Annotated in this window: 17 protein-coding genes; 5 read left to right on the top strand and 12 right to left on the bottom strand. The window is 57.4% G+C overall.

Annotated features, from left to right (window positions below; genetic code table 11):
* Positions 1–20: 20 nt before the first annotated feature.
* Positions 21–1,088 (bottom strand): AAA family ATPase, encoded by a 1,068-nt coding sequence (locus SH661x_RS03465; protein WP_437228048.1) that lies wholly within the window; start codon positions 1,086–1,088, stop codon positions 21–23.
* A gap of 493 nt (positions 1,089–1,581) precedes the next feature.
* Here SH661x_RS03465 and SH661x_RS03460 point away from each other — a divergent pair, with 493 nt between their 5' ends.
* Together SH661x_RS03460 and SH661x_RS03455 are read left to right on the top strand one after the other, a co-directional pair.
* Positions 1,582–1,815 (top strand): DUF485 domain-containing protein, encoded by a 234-nt coding sequence (locus SH661x_RS03460; protein ID WP_437228046.1) that lies wholly within the window; start codon positions 1,582–1,584, stop codon positions 1,813–1,815.
* Positions 1,812–3,764, top strand: coding sequence for a solute symporter family protein (locus SH661x_RS03455; protein WP_437228044.1), 1,953 nt, complete (start codon positions 1,812–1,814; stop codon positions 3,762–3,764). Before SH661x_RS03460 ends, SH661x_RS03455 begins: the two co-directional genes overlap by 4 nt.
* Before the next feature lie 269 nt (positions 3,765–4,033).
* On the opposite strand, the gene SH661x_RS03450 is transcribed toward SH661x_RS03455, so the two are convergent.
* On the bottom strand, positions 4,034–4,975 hold the full coding sequence (locus tag SH661x_RS03450; protein ID WP_437228042.1) for an AAA family ATPase: 942 nt from the start codon (positions 4,973–4,975) through the stop codon (positions 4,034–4,036).
* 578 nt (positions 4,976–5,553) lie between these two features.
* The gene (locus tag SH661x_RS03445) at positions 5,554–7,350 is read right to left on the bottom strand and encodes an RDD family protein (protein ID WP_437228040.1); all 1,797 of its coding nucleotides are present in this window, start codon (positions 7,348–7,350) and stop codon (positions 5,554–5,556) included.
* Positions 7,351–7,610: 260 nt separating this feature from the next.
* Here SH661x_RS03445 and SH661x_RS03440 point away from each other — a divergent pair, with 260 nt between their 5' ends.
* Positions 7,611–8,768, top strand: a complete 1,158-nt coding sequence (locus tag SH661x_RS03440; protein ID WP_437228038.1) for a hypothetical protein — start codon at positions 7,611–7,613, stop codon at positions 8,766–8,768.
* 15 nt (positions 8,769–8,783) lie between these two features.
* On the opposite strand, the gene SH661x_RS03435 is transcribed toward SH661x_RS03440, so the two are convergent.
* The 7 genes from SH661x_RS03435 to SH661x_RS03405 form a co-directional block, all read right to left on the bottom strand.
* Positions 8,784–9,602, bottom strand: a complete 819-nt coding sequence (locus tag SH661x_RS03435; protein ID WP_437228036.1) for a DUF1338 domain-containing protein — start codon at positions 9,600–9,602, stop codon at positions 8,784–8,786.
* Between the two features lie 199 nt (positions 9,603–9,801).
* Positions 9,802–9,999 carry a CsbD family protein gene (locus tag SH661x_RS03430; RefSeq protein WP_437228034.1) on the bottom strand — a complete coding sequence of 66 codons (198 nt, stop codon included), beginning with the start codon at positions 9,997–9,999 and terminating at the stop codon, positions 9,802–9,804.
* A 228-nt stretch (positions 10,000–10,227) separates the two neighbouring features.
* Positions 10,228–11,124, bottom strand: coding sequence for a transglutaminase family protein (locus tag SH661x_RS03425; protein WP_437231164.1), 897 nt, complete (start codon positions 11,122–11,124; stop codon positions 10,228–10,230).
* A gap of 67 nt (positions 11,125–11,191) precedes the next feature.
* The gene (locus SH661x_RS03420; RefSeq protein WP_437228032.1) at positions 11,192–13,732 is read right to left on the bottom strand and encodes a circularly permuted type 2 ATP-grasp protein; all 2,541 of its coding nucleotides are present in this window, start codon (positions 13,730–13,732) and stop codon (positions 11,192–11,194) included.
* Positions 13,729–17,082 (bottom strand): DUF2126 domain-containing protein, encoded by a 3,354-nt coding sequence (locus SH661x_RS03415; protein WP_437228030.1) that lies wholly within the window; start codon positions 17,080–17,082, stop codon positions 13,729–13,731. Before SH661x_RS03415 ends, SH661x_RS03420 begins: the two co-directional genes overlap by 4 nt.
* A gap of 255 nt (positions 17,083–17,337) precedes the next feature.
* On the bottom strand, positions 17,338–18,327 hold the full coding sequence (locus SH661x_RS03410) for an alpha-E domain-containing protein (RefSeq protein WP_437228028.1): 990 nt from the start codon (positions 18,325–18,327) through the stop codon (positions 17,338–17,340).
* A gap of 249 nt (positions 18,328–18,576) precedes the next feature.
* Positions 18,577–20,061, bottom strand: coding sequence for a circularly permuted type 2 ATP-grasp protein (locus tag SH661x_RS03405; protein ID WP_437228026.1), 1,485 nt, complete (start codon positions 20,059–20,061; stop codon positions 18,577–18,579).
* Positions 20,062–20,462: 401 nt separating this feature from the next.
* On the opposite strand from SH661x_RS03405, the gene SH661x_RS03400 reads away from it, so the two are divergent.
* The gene (locus SH661x_RS03400) at positions 20,463–21,728 is read left to right on the top strand and encodes a hypothetical protein (RefSeq protein ID WP_437228024.1); all 1,266 of its coding nucleotides are present in this window, start codon (positions 20,463–20,465) and stop codon (positions 21,726–21,728) included.
* Between the two features lie 137 nt (positions 21,729–21,865).
* Here the strand turns inward: SH661x_RS03400 and SH661x_RS03395 are convergent, their stop codons facing one another.
* Positions 21,866–22,144, bottom strand: a complete 279-nt coding sequence (locus SH661x_RS03395; protein ID WP_437228022.1) for a branched-chain amino acid aminotransferase — start codon at positions 22,142–22,144, stop codon at positions 21,866–21,868.
* Between the two features lie 122 nt (positions 22,145–22,266).
* Positions 22,267–22,545, bottom strand: coding sequence for a branched-chain amino acid aminotransferase (locus tag SH661x_RS03390; protein ID WP_437228022.1), 279 nt, complete (start codon positions 22,543–22,545; stop codon positions 22,267–22,269).
* Positions 22,546–22,890: 345 nt separating this feature from the next.
* On the opposite strand from SH661x_RS03390, the gene SH661x_RS03385 reads away from it, so the two are divergent.
* Positions 22,891–23,763, top strand: coding sequence for a homocysteine S-methyltransferase family protein (locus tag SH661x_RS03385; RefSeq protein WP_437228020.1), 873 nt, complete (start codon positions 22,891–22,893; stop codon positions 23,761–23,763).
* Positions 23,764–23,847: the final 84 nt, after the last annotated feature.

The raw sequence follows: 23,847 nt of genomic DNA, 5'->3' as shown, positions 1-23,847 counted from the left end.
TTCGATCTGATGAGAGCGGGTTACGAGTTCGCTTTGGGAGCGGAGAAAATTGCTTTCATACGGGGATCGGTTGTCAGTTCCCCTTCCTTGGAAGGAGTCGACTCGATCAGCTTGTTGATCACGGTGTCGGTGGTGATTCCTTCACTCTCCGCCGAGAAGTTCGTGACGATGCGATGTCGCAGCACGGGAGCTGCCACCGCCTGCAGATCCTCTGTCGACACGTACGTCCGGCCTTTCAGCAACGCACGAGCCTTCGCCCCGAGAATCAGATACTGGACCGCACGCGGACCGGCACCCCAGCTGAGCCATTCGGTGACAAAGCTCGGCACGCCCGCCTGTCCAATGCGGGTCTGACGGACAAGTGCCAAAGCATAGTCGACCAGATGGTCGGTGATCGGAACTTCCCGGACGAGATCCTGTAGCACGAGGATTTCTTCACCGTTGAGCACCGGTTTGATCTCCGCTGAGCGGTTCCCGGTCGTCTGCATCGCAATCAGCTTTTCTTCTTCGTACGACGGATAATCGACGAAGACCTTGAACATGAAGCGGTCCTGCTGGGCTTCGGGAAGTCGGTAGGTCCCTTCCTGCTCGATGGGGTTTTGAGTCGCCAGCACGAAGAACGGATGCGGGAGCACATGCCGGTTCATCCCGACGGTCACCTGCCGCTCCTGCATCGCCTCCAGAAGTGCGGACTGCGTCTTGGGTGGAGTCCGGTTGATTTCATCTGCCAGCACCACGTTGTGAAAGAGGGGGCCGTTGATGAATTTGAATTCCCGTTCGCCCGTTTCCTTGTTGGTGGCGAGCACGTCGGTCCCGGTGATGTCCGCCGGCATCAGATCGGGAGTGAACTGAATGCGGCTGAAGGTCATCGACAGGCACTTTGCCAGCGAGTTGATCATCAGCGTTTTGGCGAGACCCGGGACCCCTTCCAGCAGGCAGTGTCCGCGGCTGAATAACGCGATCAGGAGCTGGTCGATGACTTCGGTCTGACCGACGACCGTCTTTGACATTTGCGAGCGAATCTCTTCGTAGGCACGTCCGAGCTTGTCGATCGCTTCTCCGGTACCCGGACTCTTCAGTTCCGCCATGCCTGATCCTTGTGGCCCGATGCTTGTGGATAGTCAAAATCTCGCTGGTCTCGCCAATCCATGGTAAGGGGGTGAGAATCCGGGGAAAAGGGCAAACAGTCGCAGTTTGAACCGCATTCGTCCGCTGGCGGTCCATACCGATTTGAAAGTTCACCACGGAGGCACGGAGACACGGAGGATTTTAAACCGCGAATCAAACGAATCAGGCGAATTTCCTTTCGGGTATCCGAGTTCTTCCTGGAATCTTCTAAGACACAGGAATCTGTGTCTGGGGGGTGAACGCCCCGAAAATGAGGACCGATACTTCAAGAACTCGCGCTCTGCCATTCGTTCAATTCGCCCCATTCGCGGTTCCTTTTCCTCTCCGTGCCTCCGTCCCTCCGTGGTGAATCTCATCCCCCTCACGCAGCAACCCATCAGCGTCCCCTTTCCCCTTTGGGTTCGGCCCACTACATTCATCGCGAGGTTCATCGGTCTGCGAGGGTGGGGGACGATGTCAAGAAATGCGCGCGTCGGTCTGTGGCTGTTCGGAGTCTATCTCGCGTTCTACGCGGGGTTCGTGGGGCTGAACGCCTTTTCTCCCAACACGATGAAGATCACTCCCGTTGCCGGGCTGAATCTGGCGATCCTCTACGGCTTCGCCCTGATTATTGTCGCTTTGCTGCTGTCGTTGCTGTACGGGCTTTTCTGCCATCCTGAGGGAGATCGCCGGGAGGAGCAGAAATGATCTACGAACGAAACTGGACAGCCGTCATCATCTTTATGGCGTTTGTCGGCCTGACCATGGGTCTGAGCTTCTTTCTGGGAAGCCGGGCCAAATCGTCCAAAGGCTACTTCACTGCTCACGGGCAGATCCCCTGGTTCATCAACGGCATCGCTTTCGCCGGCGATTACCTTTCGGCAGCGTCGTTCCTCGGCATCTGCGGGATGATCGCATTCTACGGCTATGACGGTTTCCTGTACTCGATCGGGTATCTGGCCGGCTGGATCGTCGCCCTGTTTGTGGTGGCCGAACCTCTCAAACGGCTGGGGAAATTCACCTTTGCCGATGCACTGGATGCACGATTTCAATCACGTGGAATCAAACTCGCTGTCGGCATCAGTACGCTTGTCGTCAGCCTGTTCTACCTGATTCCGCAAATGGTCGGAGCAGGTGTCCTGGTGCAGCCGCTGCTGGGACTTTCTCACTGGCAAGGAGTCACGCTCGTCGGAGCGACGGTCATTATCATCGTGGTTTCCGCCGGGATGGTCTCGACGACCTACGTGCAGTTCCTCAAAGGAGCCCTTCTGGTCGTCTTCAGCTTCGTCCTGACCCTGATGATTCTGAAACAGGGGCTCACGGTGAAGGATGGCGGGATCGACGGTCATCAGTTCCGCACGCTGGGACCTGCCACGGAATCAGATCTGACCGACGCCACCTGGCTGGCTCAGAATCTGCCCGGACAGGAGCTGCTCCCATCCGACTCCGCCTGGATGGATCTTCCGTACATCCGCATCGAAAACCCGGAGACTCGGGAGATTCTCACCTGGAGAGTCGAGGAGCTGGCGGATGGAAACGTCCTGCTGAAGGAAGCCCAGACGCTCACCAAAACCGCTGAAGACAAGATCCTGGTCAACGGCCTTCCCAAGGGAACGAAGAAAGGGGAACCGGAACTGCATCCGGTCGGATTCCTCAGTTCTCTGGCCGATGGGGAGACAAAAACCGGACCGCTGGGACCGCTCAACTTCTTTCAGAAGCTGCATGGAAGCGAAGTGGTCCAGTGGCCGAACGAAACCGTTCAGGAAAGCGACGGCAGCAAGACCACGGTCTACTATCAGAAGACCACCTCTGGAGCGGATATCCTCCTCCCGGGGAACAGCCCGACCTTCAAAGGGATTCGCAGCGACAAGGTCGCCGACAAGATCAACTTCATCTCTTTGATGCTCGCGCTCTTCTGTGGAACAGCTTCACTGCCGCACATTCTGATCCGGTATTACACGGTGAAGGACGAAGTCAGTGCGAGGAAGAGTACGATCGTAGGGATCGGGGCCATTGGCTTCTTTTACGTGCTGACGCTGTACATGGGTCTGGGTGCCATGGTCAGCGGAGCTTTGGACGTGACCGACTCCAACATGGCTGCCCCGCTGCTTGCAAAAAGCATGAACGAGTGGCTGTTTGCCATCATTTCTGCGATCGCCTTCACCACCGTGCTGGGAACAGTGAGCGGTTTGATTCTCGCTTCCAGCGGAGCGGTGACGCATGACCTGCTCAACGCAGTCTGCGGGCTGAAGCTGAACGATTCCGAGCAGGTCCGCATCGCGAAATTTGCATCTGTCATCATTGGTGCCATCGCGATCGTACTGGGAATCGTCTTTGAAAAGCTGAATGTGGCGTACCTGGTCGGCTGGGCATTCAGCGTCGCGGCCTCAGCGAATCTCCCATCGCTGGTGATGCTGCTGTTCTGGAAGCGAACCACCAAAGAAGGGATTATCGCTGCTGTCGTCGTGGGAATGACCACATCGCTGGCGTGGATTCTGCTGAGCGCGGACACCTACAAGAGCGTCTACGGCCTGAACCCTGCCGATGCTCCCTTTCTGGTCCCGTTCAGCCAGCCGGGAATCCTGACGATTCCACTGGGCTTCCTGACATTGATCGTCGTCTCCCTGCTGACCCCCCGTCAGCCCGTCGAAGAGTGATGCTGCTTCGTAGCGGACGCATCAATTTCGTGTGAGCTTCGATCAATTACAGGATCTGAGAGGAACCACGGAAGTCACGGAAGTCACGGAAACAGAGAGGGGAAGAGGAACCGCGAATTGTCCGAATCATGCGAATGGTTCGGAGTTTCTCGTGGGTCTTCTCCGATGCACGTGTATGCGAAGTCCGGGATTGCCGCAATGAAAATTCGCCTGATTGGCGAGATTCGCGGTTCCCCCCAGACTGTCTTCGAACCGGGCTTGAACTGCTCTTAATTCGGCACGGGAACGGTTTCGAGAATCTGGTGGATGATCTGCCGGGCACGCTGACGCTGGGACTCGCGGATGATGCCGCCGCAGACCACGCGATGAGCCAGGACCGGGCTCGCCAGTCGCTTCACATCATCGGGAATCGCGTAGGTCCGGCCTTCAACCAGTGCCAGACTCTGGACAGCCCGGTAAAACGCCAGCGCCCCGCGGGTACTGACGCCCAGTGACAGTTCTTTGTGAGTCCGAGTCTCGCTCACCAGATCAAGCATGTAGTTCGAAATCGAATCATCGACAGTCACGGAGCGGACCTGCTGCTGCAGGAGGATCAACTCGGTGGATGAAAGGACCGGGGAGAGGGTGTTGACAGGTTCGCCCTGTCGATGGCTGTCGAAGACCTGCTTCTCAGCTGCACGGCTGGGATATCCTACAGCTGTGCAGATCATGAAGCGGTCCATCTGGTTTTCCGGCAGGGGATACGTCCCTTCGAACTCAAAGGGGTTCTGCGTGGCAAGGACCAGAAAGGGACGCTCCAGCGGATAGGTCTGGCCGTCTGCCGAGACCTGATGTTCCATCATCGCTTCGAGCAGGGCGCTTTGCGTCCGGGGAGTAGTCCGATTGATTTCGTCCGCGAGGAAGACGTTGGTGAACAGCGGACCTTTGCGGAACTCGAATTCGCCCCGGTTCGGGTAGAAGATACTCGACCCGAGGATATCGCTGGGGAGCAGGTCCGGGGTGCACTGCAGGCGGGTGAACTGACAGTTGAGGCTATGTGCGATCGCCTTGGCCAGAGATGTTTTGCCCAGTCCGGGGGCATCTTCGATCAGCAGATGCCCTTCCGCAAGGAGCGTCACGACTGAGAGTCGAATGACTTCGGGTTTCCCGAGGAGGACCTGAGCAATATTCTCTTCCAACCGTTGAATTGCCAGATTGGGACCCGAGCTCACAGATTTCTCCACTGGTTGTGCCGCGATACCGATCGACTCAAAACGTCTTTTCGCAGCTTCTCTTGATTTAACGGGCCACCTCAGCCACATGCAAGTGAGCGACGGCTTCCCATCATACGAAACTCGGAGTCCGTTTGATAAACATCCAATCAGAACAGAGAATTTTCATGTCGAAGTTCGTTCCACTGCGTTCGATTATGACTCGCTGAGAAGCTGGATCGGCTCTGCCCGTTCCGAATTCAACGCAAAGACAATGACTTCTTTGCTGGTTATAAGCATCCTCGCGATCTGTCCGTTTGCGCAGGCGAAAAAGCACTCGCGCCGCTCGAGAAACGAATGGACTTCGAAATTCAGAACTGCGAGCCTGAATTCCTGAGGAAGACGGAACGGCCCAGCTGATAGACTCCATGCTGGGAAAGCAGGACTCGGCAGATCAACCGCTGGAATGAAAGAACACACTGCACTGGCGGACTGAAGACGATACCTGACGCGCATAGTCGATGCCTGGCACCTCCTGCACCGAGCAACCAAACCCTCTTCCCTGTCCCCTGTCCCCTCTTCCCTGCCCCCTGCCCCCTCTACTTATCCCCCTTGAACACAACCTTCGTCCGCGTCACCTGATCGTGCAGTGCGAGCTTCTCGGAGTTGAACGCGAGCATCATGAAGGGGATGCCGCCGGAGAAGTACCACAGGTTTCGCAGGAACCACTTCAGCGTGGCGGCCTTCAAGGAAATGACCTTGTCATCCTGCGTGACGACCATCAGGCCGAATGTGTCTTTGCCTAACGTCGACTTCAGCTGCGAAGCTTCCTGCACGGCCCAGTAATTCCAGTTGGTATAGATCGCGAGAATCGCTAAGCCCACTGGGAACATGGCCGGCAGTGTGAAGAAAGTCAGGAACGCAAAACCTGTCACCACCCATTGAATCATCAGGGTTTTGGGATTCGCGGTGACGAGAAATCCCGACAGTGGGATGAACGCCAGATCGACGGTATGGGCCAGATAACGAATCCAGAACGTGGCGGGGGTTCCGGGCATGATTCGCTGCACCAGATCCATGGTGTGCGTGCGGTAGTATCCGAAGAGACCCGCCATCCGCATCACGAAGATCGCGGGGAAGGCAGCCACATAGGCAATCGGCATCACCACAATACAGGCTGCGATGATATTCAACATCCCTTTGATGAGAATGTAGGTCACGGAGGTCTGTTCGCGCCCCAGGTCAGCGATTCCCATGATCCACAGTGCAATGTTTCCTGTGAGTCCGGGGGACCACACTTCCGTTCCCTCGGCAGACCCCGGAGGCGGAGCAGCATCCGAGAGAGGCGCTCCGACAATCACTTCACTGACAAACGGATTGCCTGCCCCGATCAGGTACACCATCAGTGCAGCCATCAGCATGGCGGGAATGAAAGCGACGAACGCCACCACCAGAAAATAGATCGTTGCTCCTGCATTCTTTGCGAAGAGCTTCAACAACTCCCACATGATCCAGGCTTTGTAGGGATGCTTGGTGGTCATGTGCACCAGTGCGATCGGCAGGACCAGCACGGGAAGTGCCAGGACCGCGCCGATCAGCCCGATCACGAATTTGGGATTCGTCGCGAGGGTCGGATTCGTCGTCAGCATCCACAGATAGAAGATGAGCACAATCGGCAACAGAGGCCCGATCACCACCATCGGCCAGAAGATCACCCGGCCCCCGGCGGCTGCGGATTTGAAGAAGTCAAAGTAGAACCGGTCAGCCCGGAACTTCTCCTTCACCAGGCTGACGGTGATGATCCCCATCACCAGAGAGATAAACCATCCGGCGATCCCCAGGGCAGAGATCAGCGCGAGCCCTCCCCAGAATGTTTTGGTCGGCCAGTTTTTACAGTACACCAGCGACATATAGGTGCAGGTCGCGTTGATCGTCGCGAAGAAGGCCCAGATCCACCCGGTCCGCATGGCCAGCGAAAGGTTTTCCTTCAGAAACTCCCAGGACTCCTTGGCAGCCTTCGTGTAGTAAAGGTTAGGGTCGGCCCCCTTGAGGCTGCGACGACGCTGTTCCTTCGCATCCATCTGCCCCTTCTGGACGTTCATTCCGCAGCTGCGGCAGACCGGATCTTCCGGATCGAGCTCCGCGGCACAGAATGGACAGACCCCCCCTTCTTCGGCGGCCTGCTGCAGACTGCCGAGATCAAGACTTCCGAAATCGACTTCACTGTCTTTCGGGGCGGGGCGGGCAGCTGCTTTGGCTTTGGGGGCTGCAGGGACATCATCCCCGGCAGGAACTTTGATTTTTGTGCTGCATTTCGGACAGGCAATGACCTTTCCTCGAGCCTTGTCGGGAGCGTTGAGAACGGTCTCGCAGCCACTGCAACGGATCTTCGGCATGCACTTGCTCCGACCGTCATGACAGGTCTGACGGCCTGGTCTGTTGAAAATGCGGATGGATGTGAAGCCGGAACCGGTCCGGATTCACGGAGATTTTGAGACTTGAACTTGCGGATTTCGCCGGTCCCAGCACTTCAATTTAGCAACTTCGAGTCAGTTTTCACCACTCGACCCCCAACGCACGATTCTCCTCTTGACCCTGCAGGCGGACTGGCTGAGACTGCGGCCCCCCATCGCCAGTCCGGTTCGAGGAGCGGCAGATGTCCCGCCAAGAGAATCTCCATTTTCTGATGACATGCAGTTTTGTTTGCGCCCATACCCTGCTGGGATGGCTGTGCGGCAATGCCGCTGCGCAGGGGCCGGGTTCAACCGGGGTCGCGGTCCTCAACGACGGCCGGGTGTTTCAGGGGACCGTTCAGGAAGTTCCCGGCGGATACCGCATCCAGTACCCGGGAGGCTCTTCAATCCTTCCCTTCGATCAGATCAGCGTCACCTCCGTGAACCTCGTGGGAGCCTACGAGGCGTTTCGCGAAAACATCAAGACTCCGTCCGCCGATGCACATTTGCGACTTGCCGAATGGTGTCTGGCAAATGGACTCTATGCCCAGGCCGATATGGAAATTCAGTCTGCGTTGAAGCTGGAACCGCTGCGAACGGACGCCAAAGTGCTTCTCAGACAGGTCGATCTCATTCTTCGACCAGAGGCGGTTGCAGCCAAACCCACGGCCCCTGCCGCTCCAGCTTCCCGAGCAGCCATTTCCGTGGCAGCATTTACCTCTCCAGCCGAACGGACCGCTGTTGGCCTCTCCCGTGACACTCAACTCGAGTTCATGAGAAAGGTCCAGCCGCTGCTGATCAACAAATGCGGAAATGCAGGGTGCCATGGCCAGAACGTTGAGAATCAGCTGAGACTGAAGAATGCCCGTCACGATTCACCGGGGCTGCGTGCTGCCTCGGAGAAAAACCTGGCGATGCTGATGTCACTGATTGACACCGAGCACCCCGAACGCAGTCCGCTGTTGCTCGAGCCGCTGCGGAGTTCCGATCACCACAAGAATCTGTTTTTCGGGGCACGGCAGGAAGCTCAGTTTGAGATTCTCGACCGCTGGGTGAAACAGGTCGCGAGTGAGAGGTCACAGTCCGCACCGGTTGCTGGAACAAAGTCGAAAGTCACGCCGCCGGAGACAGGACTCGCCCAACATCCACCGATTCAGCAGGCGGCTGCCTTTCAGATCGTCCCTGAGAAAACCCCAGCCCAGTTTCCTGCGATTGGTCAGGGGAAGCCGTTGAACTCCTCTACGAATCCGGGAGCCGCTCCCGCCACGGATCCAGAATTCCTGAATCAGATCCGGCAGGCACAGCGTCCCGACCAGTTTGATCCCGGCGAATTCAACCGCCTGATGCATCCCGGAAAATAAAGTTCGCCAACAGCGTCACTTCATGTCGACAGTACGTCGGTCGGTGCTGTGAAAAATCTTGTCCGCGCTCTTTGGGACAAACCCGCCAAAGAGGTTGCCATCGGGCATCTCGTAACGCCGCGCGAATTCGTAATAGCATCCCGGAATCACCAGCGTGCCGTCGGCGAATGTCGCTTCCACCTGCGAAGCGAGCGTCGAGGATTGTTCCAGTCGATCTTCAGGGGATCCTTTAATCTCTCCCCCTTCTTCGTTCAGCGGAAATCCCGCCTGGCGGATGATGTCATTCAGCTCAGCAAGACTCTGAACCGTTTTGAGTGAATTGACGAGGACCGTGAAATGATTGGCCCGGAAACCAAACGCGGCCAGCCACCCGGCATATTCACTCTCGGCTGCCAGGGCTTCGTAAGTCTTGATCGGCAGATTCCAGGGGCGGCCCGAAGCGCATAGCCAAGGGTCATCGAGCAGTTGTGCGGGAATCTCATCCAGCAGTTCTTTCACCACACGCTGCATATCGCAACTGAAGTCACAGACGCGTAACTCGCTGATGAAAATTTTCGGGAGAGCTGGATCAGCGTGCTCGTAATGTCGGGCGACGAGTTTCTTCTGTTCGAAACGGTATTCCTCTTTCTTCTCATACCCGCCTGCCACGAACGGCCGTTCGATGATCTCCACGCCGACGCGAGGGTCGGCAAACGTGCGAAAGGCAATGTGGTCGTTCACCACCGTCTCACCACGCTCTTCCAGCAGACGGTGAATTGCCTCTGCCTGGGGATTGATCGCGGTAAAGTCAGTCCACAACTTCTCAAGCAGGTTGTTCAGTTCGCTGGTCGCCATCACTCTTCCCCGTCCATTCAGTGAATTCTAGTCGTTCTACTGTCATTGTATTCGAGGAATTGCAGCCGACCAGATCCGGCTGTGACCGATTCCATTCGGCCTTTTCCCTCGCGCACAAGAAATGGGTATCCCCAGACAGGCCACATGTTGATGATGTTGACCTGCCTGGAAATACCCAGTCCTGAACTTGCATCGTTGGTCAGCAACGGTTGCAGAATTCGTCGATTTCCTGCTCGACCTTTTCTTTTTCCGCGCCGTAGCGGGCTTGAATCCGGCCTGCCAGTTCGGTCCGCTTGCCTTTGATTTGTTCAAGGTCGTTATCGGTCAGCTTGCCCCACTGCTGTCGAACCTTCCCTTTGAATTGTTCCCAGTTTCCTTCGACCTGATCCCAGTTCATGACTCTCTCCTTCGCATCAAGACAGAAGCCATTACGAAGCTTCATCGTCCCGCACTCACAGAGATGGATTTGGCAACCGGCGTGCCAGCAACAAAACGCAATGGCGTCGCGAAATCACAAACCCCGTCGACATCGAAACTTGAATCAAACGCCGTCAAAGTTGTCCGCTTGAGCAATTGATCGACGAGCGGCCAGAACGTTCAGAGCCGAGACCACTGCAGCGATAGTTCAGGAGCGGGCTGGAGTTTCGTCCAGAGGACATACGTCGACGGAGACACTGAGGACATGCTCCCCGCCTCCCAGGAAGACCCCTTTAATCGGTGTGACGTCGGAGTAATCCCGGCCCCAGGCGATGGGGATATGGTCATCTTTGACAATGCAGCTGTTCGTGGGATCGAGGTCCACCCAGCCCAGTTCCGGTCCACAATATAAAGAGAGCCAGGCGTGCGACTGATCTGCCCCGATCAATCTGGCCTTCCCCGGCGGAGGGATTGTCCGCAAGTACCCGCTGACATATCGGGCCGGCAGACCCAGCGAACGCAGACAGGCCACCTGAACCTGTGCAAAGTCCTGACAGACTCCCAGCCCCAGTTTGAAGGAGGCTTCCGGAGTGGTGTTGACGGTCGTTGACTTCGGATCGTACTTGAAGTGCTTGTGGATCCGGGTGGTCAGATCCAGGCCCGCTTCGAGAATCGGACGCCCCGGCTCGAAGGACTGAGCTGCGAAGGCAGCAAACTCGGTGTTGCGACGAATCCGGGGAGAGTCGTAAACAAACTGGCAGCCTTCCAGCCACTGAGGATCGGTCTGCTCCGCGATCCCTGCCACGACTTCTTCCCAGGGGGGAGTGTCAGCCAGGTCCGGGACCGTCCGGGCGGAAACCGACACTCGACTCGTGGCGGTCACGCTGAGCTGTCGATGATTCTCTTCAATCGAAAAGCTGTGAACGATGTTGCCAAACGAATCTTTTCTTCGGGCAGCCACATGAGGCGTCGGACGAATCACCAGCCGGTAAGTCTGCACGTCGACCGGAAACTCTTCCCGCGGAGTGAGCATCACATAGTTGTGACAGACTCGCACCGGCGAGGAGTACTGGTAGGACGTTGTGTGGGTGATCTTGTAATTCATCACGGCGAACTGCTGACCTTCTCTTCGAATCCCTGATCTATTTCTTTCCGAATCAATGATTCGCGGGTCATTGTGTCCGGTCGACCGCTCCCGCGAAATGTCGGGAAAGTCCTGCGTGGATCAGGAACCGACTCGACATCGCATCCGACAGACGTGGAAGCTGGTCGCACAGGCGTTTGAGCAGTCGGTCCAGCGACTCCCGCTCCTGATGGACGGAAGCCTGTGTCAGCTCGTAAATATCCGCCAGCCGCACCACATTCAACAGGGCCAGTGAAAGTTTCTGTTCGGGATTGAGCAACGCCTGTTGTTCGTCGCGAGGCAGTTCATTCACCTGATTGACGATCGCCACCAGCTGATACGCAACGGACCGGGGATTCGTTTCATCCGTCAGCAGCAGGTCCAGAACGGGACCGATCTGGACGTTCGCCAGATATCGGGATCGGTAGGTCATAATGCTGTCGGCCGTCTGCAGGACCGCTTCCAGTATCGGCTGTTCCTCTTCACTGACGCTGGTGAGAGTGGACCGAAGCAACATGCTGCTCTGCCAGGCACGTTCAACTCTTCGTCCCAGATCGAGGAACCGCCAGCCCTGGGTGCGGGTCATGCTTTCCGCTGCCAGTCCCGAGAACGCCACCAAATCGAGAACCAGCCGGTCCAGAAACTCGAGGACATCCGTGATGTCGGTCAGGCCCCGCCCGCTCGCCTCCTCGATTCGATGAATGATCCGCCACGCATCCAGCGACATGCGGTCACGGACAATCGAGATCAATCGGAACGCTTCCTTGATGGTCGACCGCAAACTCTTCGACTGCAGCGTGTCGTTGATCGCCCGTGGCAGCATTTCCTCGATCGAGGGGAGTGATTCATCCAGTCCGGGAATCGCGTAATCGGGATCGATCTGACCCTGCTCCGCCAAAGCCCGCAGCAACGCCCGCAGCTCGGGACCGTATTCATTTTCTCCGGTGATCGAAACCAGCACCGTTCTGAGGAGGCGTGCGGAACCTTCCGCCCGCTCGACGTTGCGACCGAGCCAGAACAGGTTGTCTGCCACGCGACTGGGAAGTTCGGCCCCGCTGCGACGGAGTTTGACCATCTGGCCCGGCGGACTCAGAAGTGTGACTTCTTCAATCGGTTTGTTAGCGAGAATCCAGACGTCCTGACTCCGTTCGCCGGTGGTCATTGTCTGCTCGAGCAACGTCGGCTCACTGGCGACGCGGGCCAGTCCCCCCGGCAGGGCGATGTAATCGTTGCCTTTGCGAACGAGGAAGCTGCGCAGGGCGAGTGACCAGGGGACGGCCCCTTGCTGCGACCAGACGGGAGTGGTGGAACGGACGACCGTTTCCTGACCGACGTAGTCGCACGGAGCAGCCTTGATCATTTCGATCAGTCGCTGCTTCTCTGCTTTCGACATGGTCTCCGGTCGAAGCGGAGGTTCATCGACAACGCGGTAGGCTTTGCGAATGATCAGCTGATCGATGTGCTCAATCACATAATCGCATTCCTTCTTCTCGCCACACCACCAGGTGGCGACCGAAGGCATTTTCAATTCTTCACCCAGCAGTTCCTCGCACAGGCTGGGAAGAAAGGCCATGAACAACGGCGACTCCACCAGGCGGCTTCCGAGGGGATTGGCCATTGCCAGATTTCCGGAACGCAGCACTTCCAGCAGCCCTGCAACTCCTTCGACGGAGTCATTCCGCAGCTCGACTGGATCGCAGTCATCGTCCTCGAGGCGACGGAAGATCACTTCCACCGGAAGCAGTCCCCCGAGAGTTTTCAGCATCACCCGGTTTTCACGAACAGCAAGATCGCCCCCTTCGACCAGCTGATACCCCAGATAACGGGCCAGATAGGCGTCTTCGAAATAGGCTTTGCTCTGCGGTCCCTGCGTCCAGATGACCACGCGAGGATTGTCCTTGAACCGGACAGCTCGCTCTCTCAGGGATTCTTTCAGGGCGATAAAAAAGGAGGCCAGTCGCTGAACATTGCATTGCCGGAACTGGGCGGGCAACATTCGCGAAGTGACAATGCGATTCTCGAGCACGTACCCCAGGCCAAACGGCGCCCGGGTGCGATCGGCGATCACCCACCATTGCCCTTCAGGGGATCTTGCCAGATCGGCCGCATAGAGATGGAGGAATCCATGCTCTCCCTGATGCAGACCGTTATAGGCAGGGTAGTAGGCGGGATGACCGAACAGGGTGCCGGGGGGCAGATGTTTGTCCTTCAGCATCTGCCGGGGACCAAACAGGTCTTTGAGAATCAGATCGAACAGCTGGGCCCGCTGGGCGAGACCGGCTTCAATCTCCTGCCATTCCTGTTCCTGCATCAACAGGGGGATGGCATCCAGCACCCACGGGCGCGACCCTGCCGCGTCCGATTCGTACGGGTTGAAAGTAAAGCCGTCTCGCGTGATCTGCCGCTGGGCCTGATCAAGACGCCGCTGGAGGTCAGCCGCCCCCATTTCTTCCAGTCCCTGAATGAACGGGCCCCAGTTGGGCCGGATTCGGCCCTGGGCATCGACAACTTCGTCATAGACGCCAGGCAAAGAGGTATACTTCCCCATCACGGAGGAGGAAGAGTTCAAACTGGCGGCGGGCGAATTCATGTGGCGCTAACAGGACGTCGCAGATCGAGAGTCAAAGGGAAGTTCGGATTGAGTTCCTGAGACGGGATCGAAATGTTTCCGGGGGTATGTCCCATCTCGACAAATCGGTTGACCCGTCGGGCCTCCGCTTCATAGCCGTTGATGGGGAATGTGGCGTAGTTGATCCCACCGGGATGGGACACGTGGTACATGCATCCCCCCAACGACCGGTTGGACCAGGTATCAAGCAGGTCGAAGGTCAAGGGGGTATGCAGCGGAATAGTAGGGTGCAGACAGCTGGGAGGCCACCACGCACGGTACCGCAGTCCTGCCACGAATTCTCCCGGAATGCCGGTGGGAGTCAGCGGCAGCCGTCGTCCGTTGGCCGTCATCACATACCGACCGGCGGTCATCCCGCTCACTTTCACCTGCATTCGCTCGACCGAAGAATCAACGAAGCGGACTGTTCCCCCTCCGGCCGGTTCTTCACCCAGCACATACCAGGGTTCGATGGCGGACCGAAGTTCAATCTGAACTCCCTGCTGCAACGTTTGTCCGATGACCGGAAACCGGAATTCGAAGTGAGAAGCAAACCAGCTCCGGTCGAACGGAATTCCGCGTCGCGCCAGTTCGTCGAGGACTTCGCCAAAATCTTCCCAGACGAAGTGAGGAAGCATAAACCGGTCATGAAGCGACGTTCCCCAGTCGACCAGCGGATGATCGTAAGGCCGTTCCCAGAATGCCGCGACGCAGGCCCGCACCAGCAGTTGCTGGGTGAGGCTCATCTGATGATGAGGAGGCATTTCAAAGCCGCGGAACTCGAGCAGGCCGAGTCGCCCGGTACTGCTGTCGGGTGAATACAGCTTGTCGATGCAGAACTCGGCGCGGTGCGTGTTCCCCGTGAGGTCGATCAACAGGTTGCGGAAAATGCGGTCGACGAGCCAGGGAGGACAGTCTTCCCCTCGCGGCGGAACGAGCGAGAACGCCAGCTTCAATTCATACAGGGCGTCCCGCCGGCCTTCATCGACACGCGGAGCCTGACTCGTCGGTCCGATGAATCGTCCGCTGAACAGATAGGACAACGAAGGATGATTCAACCAGAAGCCGATCAGGCTCTTGAGCAGGTCGGGCCGACGCAGGAATGGGCTGTCCGCAGGGGTCTGCCCTCCGATGACAACATGGTTCCCGCCGCCGGTGCCAGTATGTTTCCCGTCGACGTCAAACTTTTCGGTCCCCAGGCGGGTTGCACGGGCTTCTTCGTAGAGGACCGTTGTGTTATTGACGAGTTCATCCCACGAAGTGGCAGGCTGAACGTTGACTTCAATCACACCGGGGTCCGGGGTGACCTTGATGTTATCAATGCGGGAATCGTGCGGAGGGGAATACCCTTCAACGACAATCGCCATCTGCAGGTCGTCGCAGGTGCGTTCTATCGCGGCGATCAGATCCAGGTAGTCTTCGAGAAACTCGACCGGGGGCATGAAAAGATGGATTCGTCCATCCCGGGCCTCCACGCAGAGAGCTGTCCGGACCATTCCGGGAGCGAGTGCGTCTTCAGCGTCCTCGCTGTCATCGAACTCCGTCTCTTCCCACGGATCGAAATGCTGTTCAGAAATCCCCGGTCGGCCAGTCTGACCGGCATTCCCTTTCACCACATCCTGTCGACGATATTTCGGCTGCGGGAGCGGATCGGTCGGAGCCAGCGGATCCCGCGGGTACAGCTGCGGCATCTGGTCTTCAGGAAGCCAGGGGAGTGAGTCCAGCGGGAGTCGCAGTCCGATGGGGGAATCGCCCGGCAGCAGAAACAGCTTGCTCGACTTCACTGGCCAGGGTCCGCTCACCCAGCGTGCCTTGGCCTGCCACCATTGCCGTTTCAAGGGGAGAACATAACCGGTCGGTTCGTTCAAACCCCGCTCGAACAATCGCGTGAGGCGGGCCCGTTCCTCAGCGTTCTTCAACTTGGGGTCGGTGGGGTCCACGTTGACGGGGAGTCGCTGTTCCTTCACCAGATAGTAAGCGACGTCCTCGTAAGCTGGATTGATGAACTTCCGGCTCACTCCGATGGTGCGGGCGAGGTGATGAATGAATCGCTTGGCATCGTCCGGGCGGTAGTGGGAAGGACGATGAATATCTGCGATCAGGTCCGGATTTTCCCAGATCGGAATGCCGTCTTTCCGCCAGAAGCAGGCGAGCGACCACCGGGGAAGCGACTCCCCCGGGTACCACTTTCCCTGTCCGTAATGCAGCAGGCCACCGGGAGCGAACCGTTCCCGCAGCCGTTTGATGAGGATCTCGGAAAGTCGTCGCTTATGTGGCCCGACCGCAGCGGAATTCCATTCCGCCCCTTCCATGTCGTCGATGGAAACGAAGGTCGGCTCTCCCCCCATGGTCAGGCGGACATCCCCCTCCTTGAGTCTCCGGTCGACTTCATGCCCCAGGGCTTCAATCTTCTCCCACTGCTCCGGGGTATATGGCTTGGTGACGCGAGGATCTTCATGGACCCGGGTCACGCTCATTTCAAAATCGAACTCGACTTCACATTCATCGATCGCTCCGGAGATCGGAGCGGCCGACTGCGGGTCGGGAGTGCAGGCCAGCGGCAGATGCCCTTCCCCAGCCATCAATCCTGACGTGGCATCGAGTCCGACCCAGCCGGCACCGGGAATATAGACTTCGGTCCAGGCATGCAGGTCAGTGAAGTCGATCTCTGTGCCGGAAGGGCCATCCAGAGACTTCACATCCGGAGCCAGCTGAATCAGGTATCCAGAAACGAATCTGGCTGCCAGCCCCAGATGCCGCAGGGTCTGCACCAGCAGCCAGGCGGTGTCCCGGCAGGAGCCCGATCCCAGAGTCAACGTTTCTTCCGGTGTCTGTACCCCCGGTTCCATACGGATCAGATACTTGATCTTTTGGGAGAGAAGCTGGTTCAGCTCGACGAGGAAGTCGGTTGTTTTCCGGGGAGTGACGTCCAGGCTGGCGACCCACTCCTGAAACTTCGGTCCTGCTTTTGACTTCTCCAAGAACGGACGCAGTTCCCGCGTCAGCCATTCCTCGTATTGGAACGGAAACTTTTCCGCCGAGTCTTCGACGAAGAAGTCAAACGGATTGATGACCGTCATCTCGGCGATGAGGTCAACTTCAATCGACAGTTCGCGAGTCTTCTCCGGAAAGACGAAACGGGCCAGGAAGTTCCCGAACGGATCCTGCTGCCAGTTGATGAAATGCTTTTCCGGCTGCACTTTGAGCGAATAGCTTTGCACCGGGGTGCGACAATGTGGTGCTGGCCGCAGTCGGACAATCTGCGGCCCGACGGAGATCAACTTGTCGTAGCGGTAGGTCGTCTTATGGTGAAGAGCGACGCGAATCGGCATGTGAAGCTTTCTGAATCAATTGCTGGCTGATGAGGTGCAGGCGCGAATCTGGAATGACAGTACTTGCAAGTTCTCCGAGCAATCATCGCCAGAGGTCAGAGGTCGGGGAACAGGGGTCAGAAAATCGCTTGTTTTCCAGTGTTTTTTCTGACCTCCGACCTCTGTCCCCTGACCTCTTGTTTCTATTCGATCAGACTTGGAACTACTGAATGAGAATTCACCACAGATCCGCCGTAAACAGGACACATGCGACTCTCAAAACGAGGACTGGCTTTGAGACTGCCGCTGCGCACCATCCAGCGGACGCATCGCAAAGAATGTTTCGTAGATGGCGTCGCCGATCTGGTTCAGCTTGGTCTGCAGGCTGTCGATGAACTCATGCATCCCCTGATTGATGATGGTGTCGACATCGGTGTAGGCCAGTTCCGCCTTGAGCCGGCCGAGTCGCTGTTCGGCGATATTTCGATAAGACCCCGAGGGCGAACCGATGATCTGGTGTAGAGAGTCGTCCGCACGATCAATGCAGAAGCGAATGGCTCGCGGGAACGAATCATCCAGCGTCAGGAACTCAACGACCCGGTGAACCGTAATGCCGTGATACCGCTTGCGGTACATCTCGAAGGCGCTGACAGACCGGAGCACCGCCGACCACTGCAGGTCGTCAATCGTCGTGCCGACATCCTGCACCGTGGGAAGCAGGGTGAAATACTTCACATCAAGGATGCGGCTGGTTTTGTCCGCCCGCTCCAGCAAGCGTCCCAGGTTGGCGAAGTGCCAGCCCTTGTTGTGGGACATGGTGGAATCCAGCGTCCCGTTGAACAGATGGCTGTGTTGTTTGAGTTCAATAAAGAAATCGCCCAGCTCCAGCTGATCGGAAGGGGTTTTCGCCGCATCACGCACATAATGATAGAATGCGTTCAGCTGTTCCCAGGCTTCCGAGGAGATTGCTTCCCGCACGGTCCGCGCGTTCTCACGGGCCATGACCAGAGAGGAGATGACAGAGCTCTGGTATTCCCGGTCAAACACCAGGAAGTGAACCACGTTTTCCGCGGTCGGCTGGCCATACTTCTCTTTGAAGATCGCATGGTCCCCGGTGGCGAACACCAGCGGCTCCCATTGCCGATCCGCCGCGTCGGGCTGATCGAGAATCAGATTCAGCGAGACCTCGATGAAGCGTGCCAGATTTTCGGCCCGCTCCACATAGCGTCCCATCCAGTAAATAGTTTCTGCAACACGGCTGAGCATGGAAAAACGGTGTTCCGATTGAATCATGAGGCGCCCAACGGGATCAGAGATCACAAAGAGAATTCAAGGTTGAGCGCGAGCCTTGAGTTCTGAACAAATGAAGGTGCTTTACCACGGAGACACGGAGGCACGGAGCAATTGAACGGTATCCGGACACCCGATTCTGCTGACACAGTCATGATCATGTCCACCAAGACTTTCTCCGTGACTCCGTGTCTCCGTGGTGAATGACAAACTCTGTGAATGCAACTAGATTTCTTTCTCGAGATCGTTCAGTTCGCTGGCGGAACGGGCGACCACCCAGGTGTCCTTGCTGCCGCCCCCCTGTGAGGAGTTGACCACCAGCGACCCTTTTCGCAGTGCCACGCGGGTCAGGCCCCCCGGCAGCACCCAGACGTTTTTGCCATACAGGATGTAAGGACGCAGGTCGACGTGACGGCCCTCGAAATGATCGTCCACCATGGTCGGCACGCGTGAGAGGGAGAGCGTCGGCTGCGCGATGTAGTTGCGGGGATTTTCCTGAATCTTGTGGGCGAACTCCCGCTGTTGTTCTTTCGTTGAATGCGGACCGATGAGCATGCCGTACCCGCCGGCTTCGTTGGCTGCTTTCACCACCAGTTCATCCAGGTGATCCAGCACATACTTCCGGTCTTCTTCCCGATCGCAGACATAGGTCGGCACGTTCGGCAGAATCGGCTCTTCGTGCAGATAAAACCGGATCATGTCCGGTACGAAGGAATAGATCACCTTATCGTCCGCCACTCCGGTGCCGGGGGCGTTCGCCAATGCCACTCGCCCCTTGCGATAGACATCCATCAGGCCGGGAACTCCCAGCATGGAATCTTTGCGGAACGCCTGCGGGTCCAGGAAATCGTCATCAATCCGGCGATAGATGACATCCACCCGCTGGAAGCCGTCGGTGGTTCGCATGAAAACAAACCCGTCCTTTACGGCCAAGTCGCGCCCTTCAACCAGCTCGACCCCCATCTGCTGCGCGAGGAAGGAGTGTTCGTAGTACGCCGAGTTATAGATGCCGGGAGTCATCACCACGATGGTCGGATCGCTGACATGTTCAGGGGCCAGATGGGCCAGCGTGTCGTACAGCCGACTCGGATAATCGATCACCGGGCGGATCTGAGACTGGGCGAAGACATGCGGGAAGCTTCGCTTCATGACCAGTCGGTTCTGGAGCACGTAGGAGACGCCGCTGGGACAACGCAGATTGTCTTCCAGAACATAGATTGCCCCGTCGTTGTGACGGATCAAGTCGGTGCCGGTGATGTGGCACCAGATCCCCCGGGGAGGATTCAAACCCTGACAGACGGCCCGATAGGAAGCGGCCTTTTCCAGCAGCGGCCGCGGTAGAATCTCTTCCTTGACGATTTCCTGGTCGTGGTAGATATCGTTGATGAACAGATTCAGCGCCATGATGCGCTGCTTAAGTCCCGCTTCGATATGACTCCACTCATACGGTTCGATAATGCGGGGAACGATATCAAAGGGAAAGATCTTCTCCGTCCCCGCCTGATCACCATACACCGCGAATGTGATTCCCATTCGCAGCAGGGCCCGTTCGATCGCTTCCTGCCGATGTTTCAGCTCGCCGGGGGGGAGTGAATTGATCTTCTCGACCAGGAGACGGCCGCCGGATCTGGGAACCCCCTTGGCGTCAAACAGTTCGTCGAAAAAACCCTCGGTCTGATAGGACTCAAAATTGTGCGAAGCAGCAGCCATAAGGAGAATTTCTCAATGCCCGCCACGACCAATGCGACACGGCCTCGTGTCCGGGACACGTGAAGCGGGCTGTCACAGTGTTGATAGCGGGGACGTCTCTCAAAGTCCGGCAAAGGAGGGGGTCGCGAGCGCGGCCTCAGTGTAAACGATCCTGCAAATGGAACCAGCCGGAATCCGCTTGAGGAATTTCGGCATCCCAGCACCTGTTCGCTTCAGAAGTTCTGAAGAAAATCGCAGAGAATTTTCCACGCGGGACCGCGCGCTGATTCTCCTCACAGATTACCGCTCCTGTCCAGAGGGAATTTTCAGCTTCCACCAGCTCGGAAATTCCGGAACTTCTTTCGACTTCCCGGATTTCGCTGTATAATCATGGCTGCACGGGCGGAACTTGGAGAAGTCAAATGCAATGTCGCGAAGCTGCGGCGTTCCTGATTCTGGCTTGCGGGTCCACAGTCGCGATGGCTCAAGGGGGACGAGGCTACCCCACGGTCATCGGTGCCTCCGGTCAGCCGTACGGGCCAACTCAGGCGGAATATCAGTATCAGTCCCGATACGGACAGCCTTCCCCGGGAAGCCAGGGGGGTGGTCTGCAGTTTGTGAACGGATACCCGGGAGCGGGTGGCGGAGGGGGCCACGGAGGTTACGGCGGAGCGTATCCATTCCTTTATATGGATGTCAGCCAGTACATCGCCCCTCCTTCGAGCGGATACGTCTATTACCCGTCCACAGCCTACTACGGCACGTTCGGTAACACGAATTACGGATTCCCCCAGCCGCAGCCGTTTCTGGGAACGCCATCTCCCCAGATCATGCAGCCGCTCGATCCCAATCAGGGGGGAGCGGTTTTCAGCAACGGCTCTGCAACGTTTACACATTTCCCAGCCCTGAACAACCCCGGCCCGATCGTTCCTCAGTCGACTCCCAAAGCTCAGGAAAACAGCTTCGAGTATCAGACTGAAGGGGATATTCAGCTCCAACAACTGAATTATCTCGTCGCATCAGAACGCTACCGGAAATCGATCGAGGCGGCCCGGGATCGAGCCGACCCTCGGTATCGCATGGCCGTCAGTCTGGCTGCCCGCAGCCGATTCCTCGAAGCGGTCGATCAACTCAAACTGGCGGTTCAACTCGATCCGACCTGGCCTCAGCATGCCACCAGCCTGGGACAGTTGTTCGGCGAACAGAACAACTTCGAGAAAACACGGGTGAAACAGCGTGTCGCGGAGTGGACGCTGCAGGATGCCCGGGATCCGAACCGTCTCTTCCTCTTGGGAGCGATGCTGTACATGGATGGAGATCCAAACGCCAAAACCATGATCGACACAGCGATTCTGGTGGCAGGCAAGCAGGACTACCTGCTGGCGTTCAGTGCTCCGCGAAGTCAACAGGCAGCCCCAGCGACGACAACCGTTGCCCCACAGGCCAACGGAAATCCGGTTCCGAATCCGCCACAACCGAATCTGCCGTTGCCGGCGGCTCCTGCCCCCTCCCCTGCCCCGCAGCTGCCCCCTCCACAGTCCGGTCAGCCGCTTCCGACCAAGCCGATCCCCGCAATTCCCCCGCTCCCGGACGAACTGCCTGCGAGCAATCCACCATCAAATGATCCGCTGCCTCCTCCGACGAAGCAGGATGACCTGGGCGGCCCGATTCTTCCGCCTCTCCCCTGACAAAACGGCGAACATCAGCGTTGTCGAAATGCAAAAAGGGTTCTGATCTTGGGAGATCAGAACCCTTTTCTCGTCAGGCCGTCACCCCCCGGTGTCGCCTGCCGATTGTTGCTCATGTGCCACGGGGGAAACTCGATTTATCGCACGTCGAACTGACCTTCGCAGTATTCAGACTGATCCCAGAAGCTGCTGCCGAACATCTGACCGCCGTGGCTGCTCGTGCAGTTCAGCTTGTAACTCTGGCGGACACTGGCAAACGCAGAGCCGACATCTTCCAGTTCGTTGTTCACGTTCAGGGCCACTTCGCTCAGACCGACCAGCATTCCCAGCACAGCGATGGTCGAGATCAGCACCAGTTCAGCAGAGACAATAAAACCAGCTTCGTCGTTGATCAGGTTCGTCAGGCAGGTGTTCATGGCAGTCTTTTTGCGTTGATCGTTTTTGAATTTGTATGAAAGATGAAAATTGTCAGGAGCTCTACAGGAGGTCGATGGCCAAGAAAATTCCCTCTCAATCATCAACCTTCAACCGGTACGCATTACCGAACGTCGAACTGGCCTTCGCAGTATTCAGACTGATCCCAGAAGCTGCTACCGAACATCTGACCGCCGTGGCTGCTGGTGCAGTTCAGCTTGTAGCTCTGGCGGACGCTGGCAAACGCGGAGCCGACATCTTCGAGTTCGTTGTTCACGTTCAGGGCCACTTCGCTCAGACCGACCAGCATGCCCAGCACAGCGATGGTCGAGATCAGCACCAGTTCAGCGGAGACAATAAAACCAGCTTCGTCATTGATCAGGTTCGTCAGGCAGGTGTTCATGTTGTGTTTCTTTCATTTGGGGGTGACTGTTTCAGATGATGAAACCTAAAGCATGGGGTGTGCCAGAAGTCTGAACACTTCGGCGACAAGCCCGCCAAAACGCACGAAAAAAAGCCTTATAAACCCAATTCCAGAAAGCACTTAAAAATTGTGCCAAGAAACGTAAACGCGGGTCAGCCCCCTTGACGAACTGGACTTGGACATGTTGCCTGTTCGCCACAGTGAAACCGGGGTTTCTTCGTTCCTCCGAGGAATCAGGCGATGTAACTTGATAGCGGATGCGGACCTCGGAATCCTGTTGCGGGAAAACAACAGTGATGCCGGCGAGAAACAACGGAGGTCCTGATGCGGTCGCCGATTCTGAAGAGACTGGAAAGCTCATCTCCCCTCCTGATGGATGGGGCAACGGGGACAGAGTTGTCCCGTCGCGGAATCGATCTGAACACCCCCTCCTGGACCGCCGGGGTGATTCTCGACAACCCGGAAGTGCTCTGGCAGATCCACCGCGACTACGCGGAAGCCGGTTCAGAACTCGTCACTGCGAATACGTTTCGCACTCATGCCCGCAGCTTGGAATCGATTGGACAATCCAGTTCCGCAAACGACCTGACACGCCGGGCTGTCGAGATTGCCCGGGACGCGGTGGGCGAAGAGGTGTACGTGGCCGGGTCGATCGCCCCGCTGGAAGACTGCTATTCCCCCCAACTGACCCCTCACGACCACGCCCTGCGAGCGGAACACGCGGCCATGGCCAATTCCCTGGCGACTGCGGGGGTGGACATCATTCTCGTGGAAACACAACTCACCATTCGGGAAGGACGCATCGCTGCGGAAGCTGCCGCATCGACGGGGCTACCATTCTGCATCAGCTTTGTCTGCGGGCCGGCGGGACACCTGCTGTCGGGCGAGTCCCTGTTGGAAGCGTATCTGGCAGTTCGTCCATTCGAGCCGGCAGCGTTCCTCATCAACTGCATCCCCGTTGAAGAAGTCCTGCCCGACCTGACACCAATTCTGGCTCAGCCGGGACGATTTCGTGTGGGGGCCTACGCAAACACCGGAAGACTATTGCCGAACGGCAGTTGGGAATCGACAGAGGGCAAATTACCGGCAGTTTACGCCGGATATGCGGAGTCTTGGATCAATGCAGGTTTGAGCCTGATCGGGGGGTGCTGCGGGACTACACCCGAACACATATCCTCTATCCGCAACTGCATTTAGAACAACAAACACAGTTCTCTCCTGACGTCATTTCGTTCGTTTCCGTGGGGGTTCTTCTCACTTTCTTGCAAGACTCGCTCTTCC

Source organism: Planctomicrobium stercoris (genome assembly GCF_051465655.1).
GTDB lineage: Bacteria > Planctomycetota > Planctomycetia > Planctomycetales > Planctomycetaceae > Planctomicrobium.
Note: the sequence above shows the minus strand (reverse complement) of the source record. Positions and strands in the feature narration are given on the sequence as shown.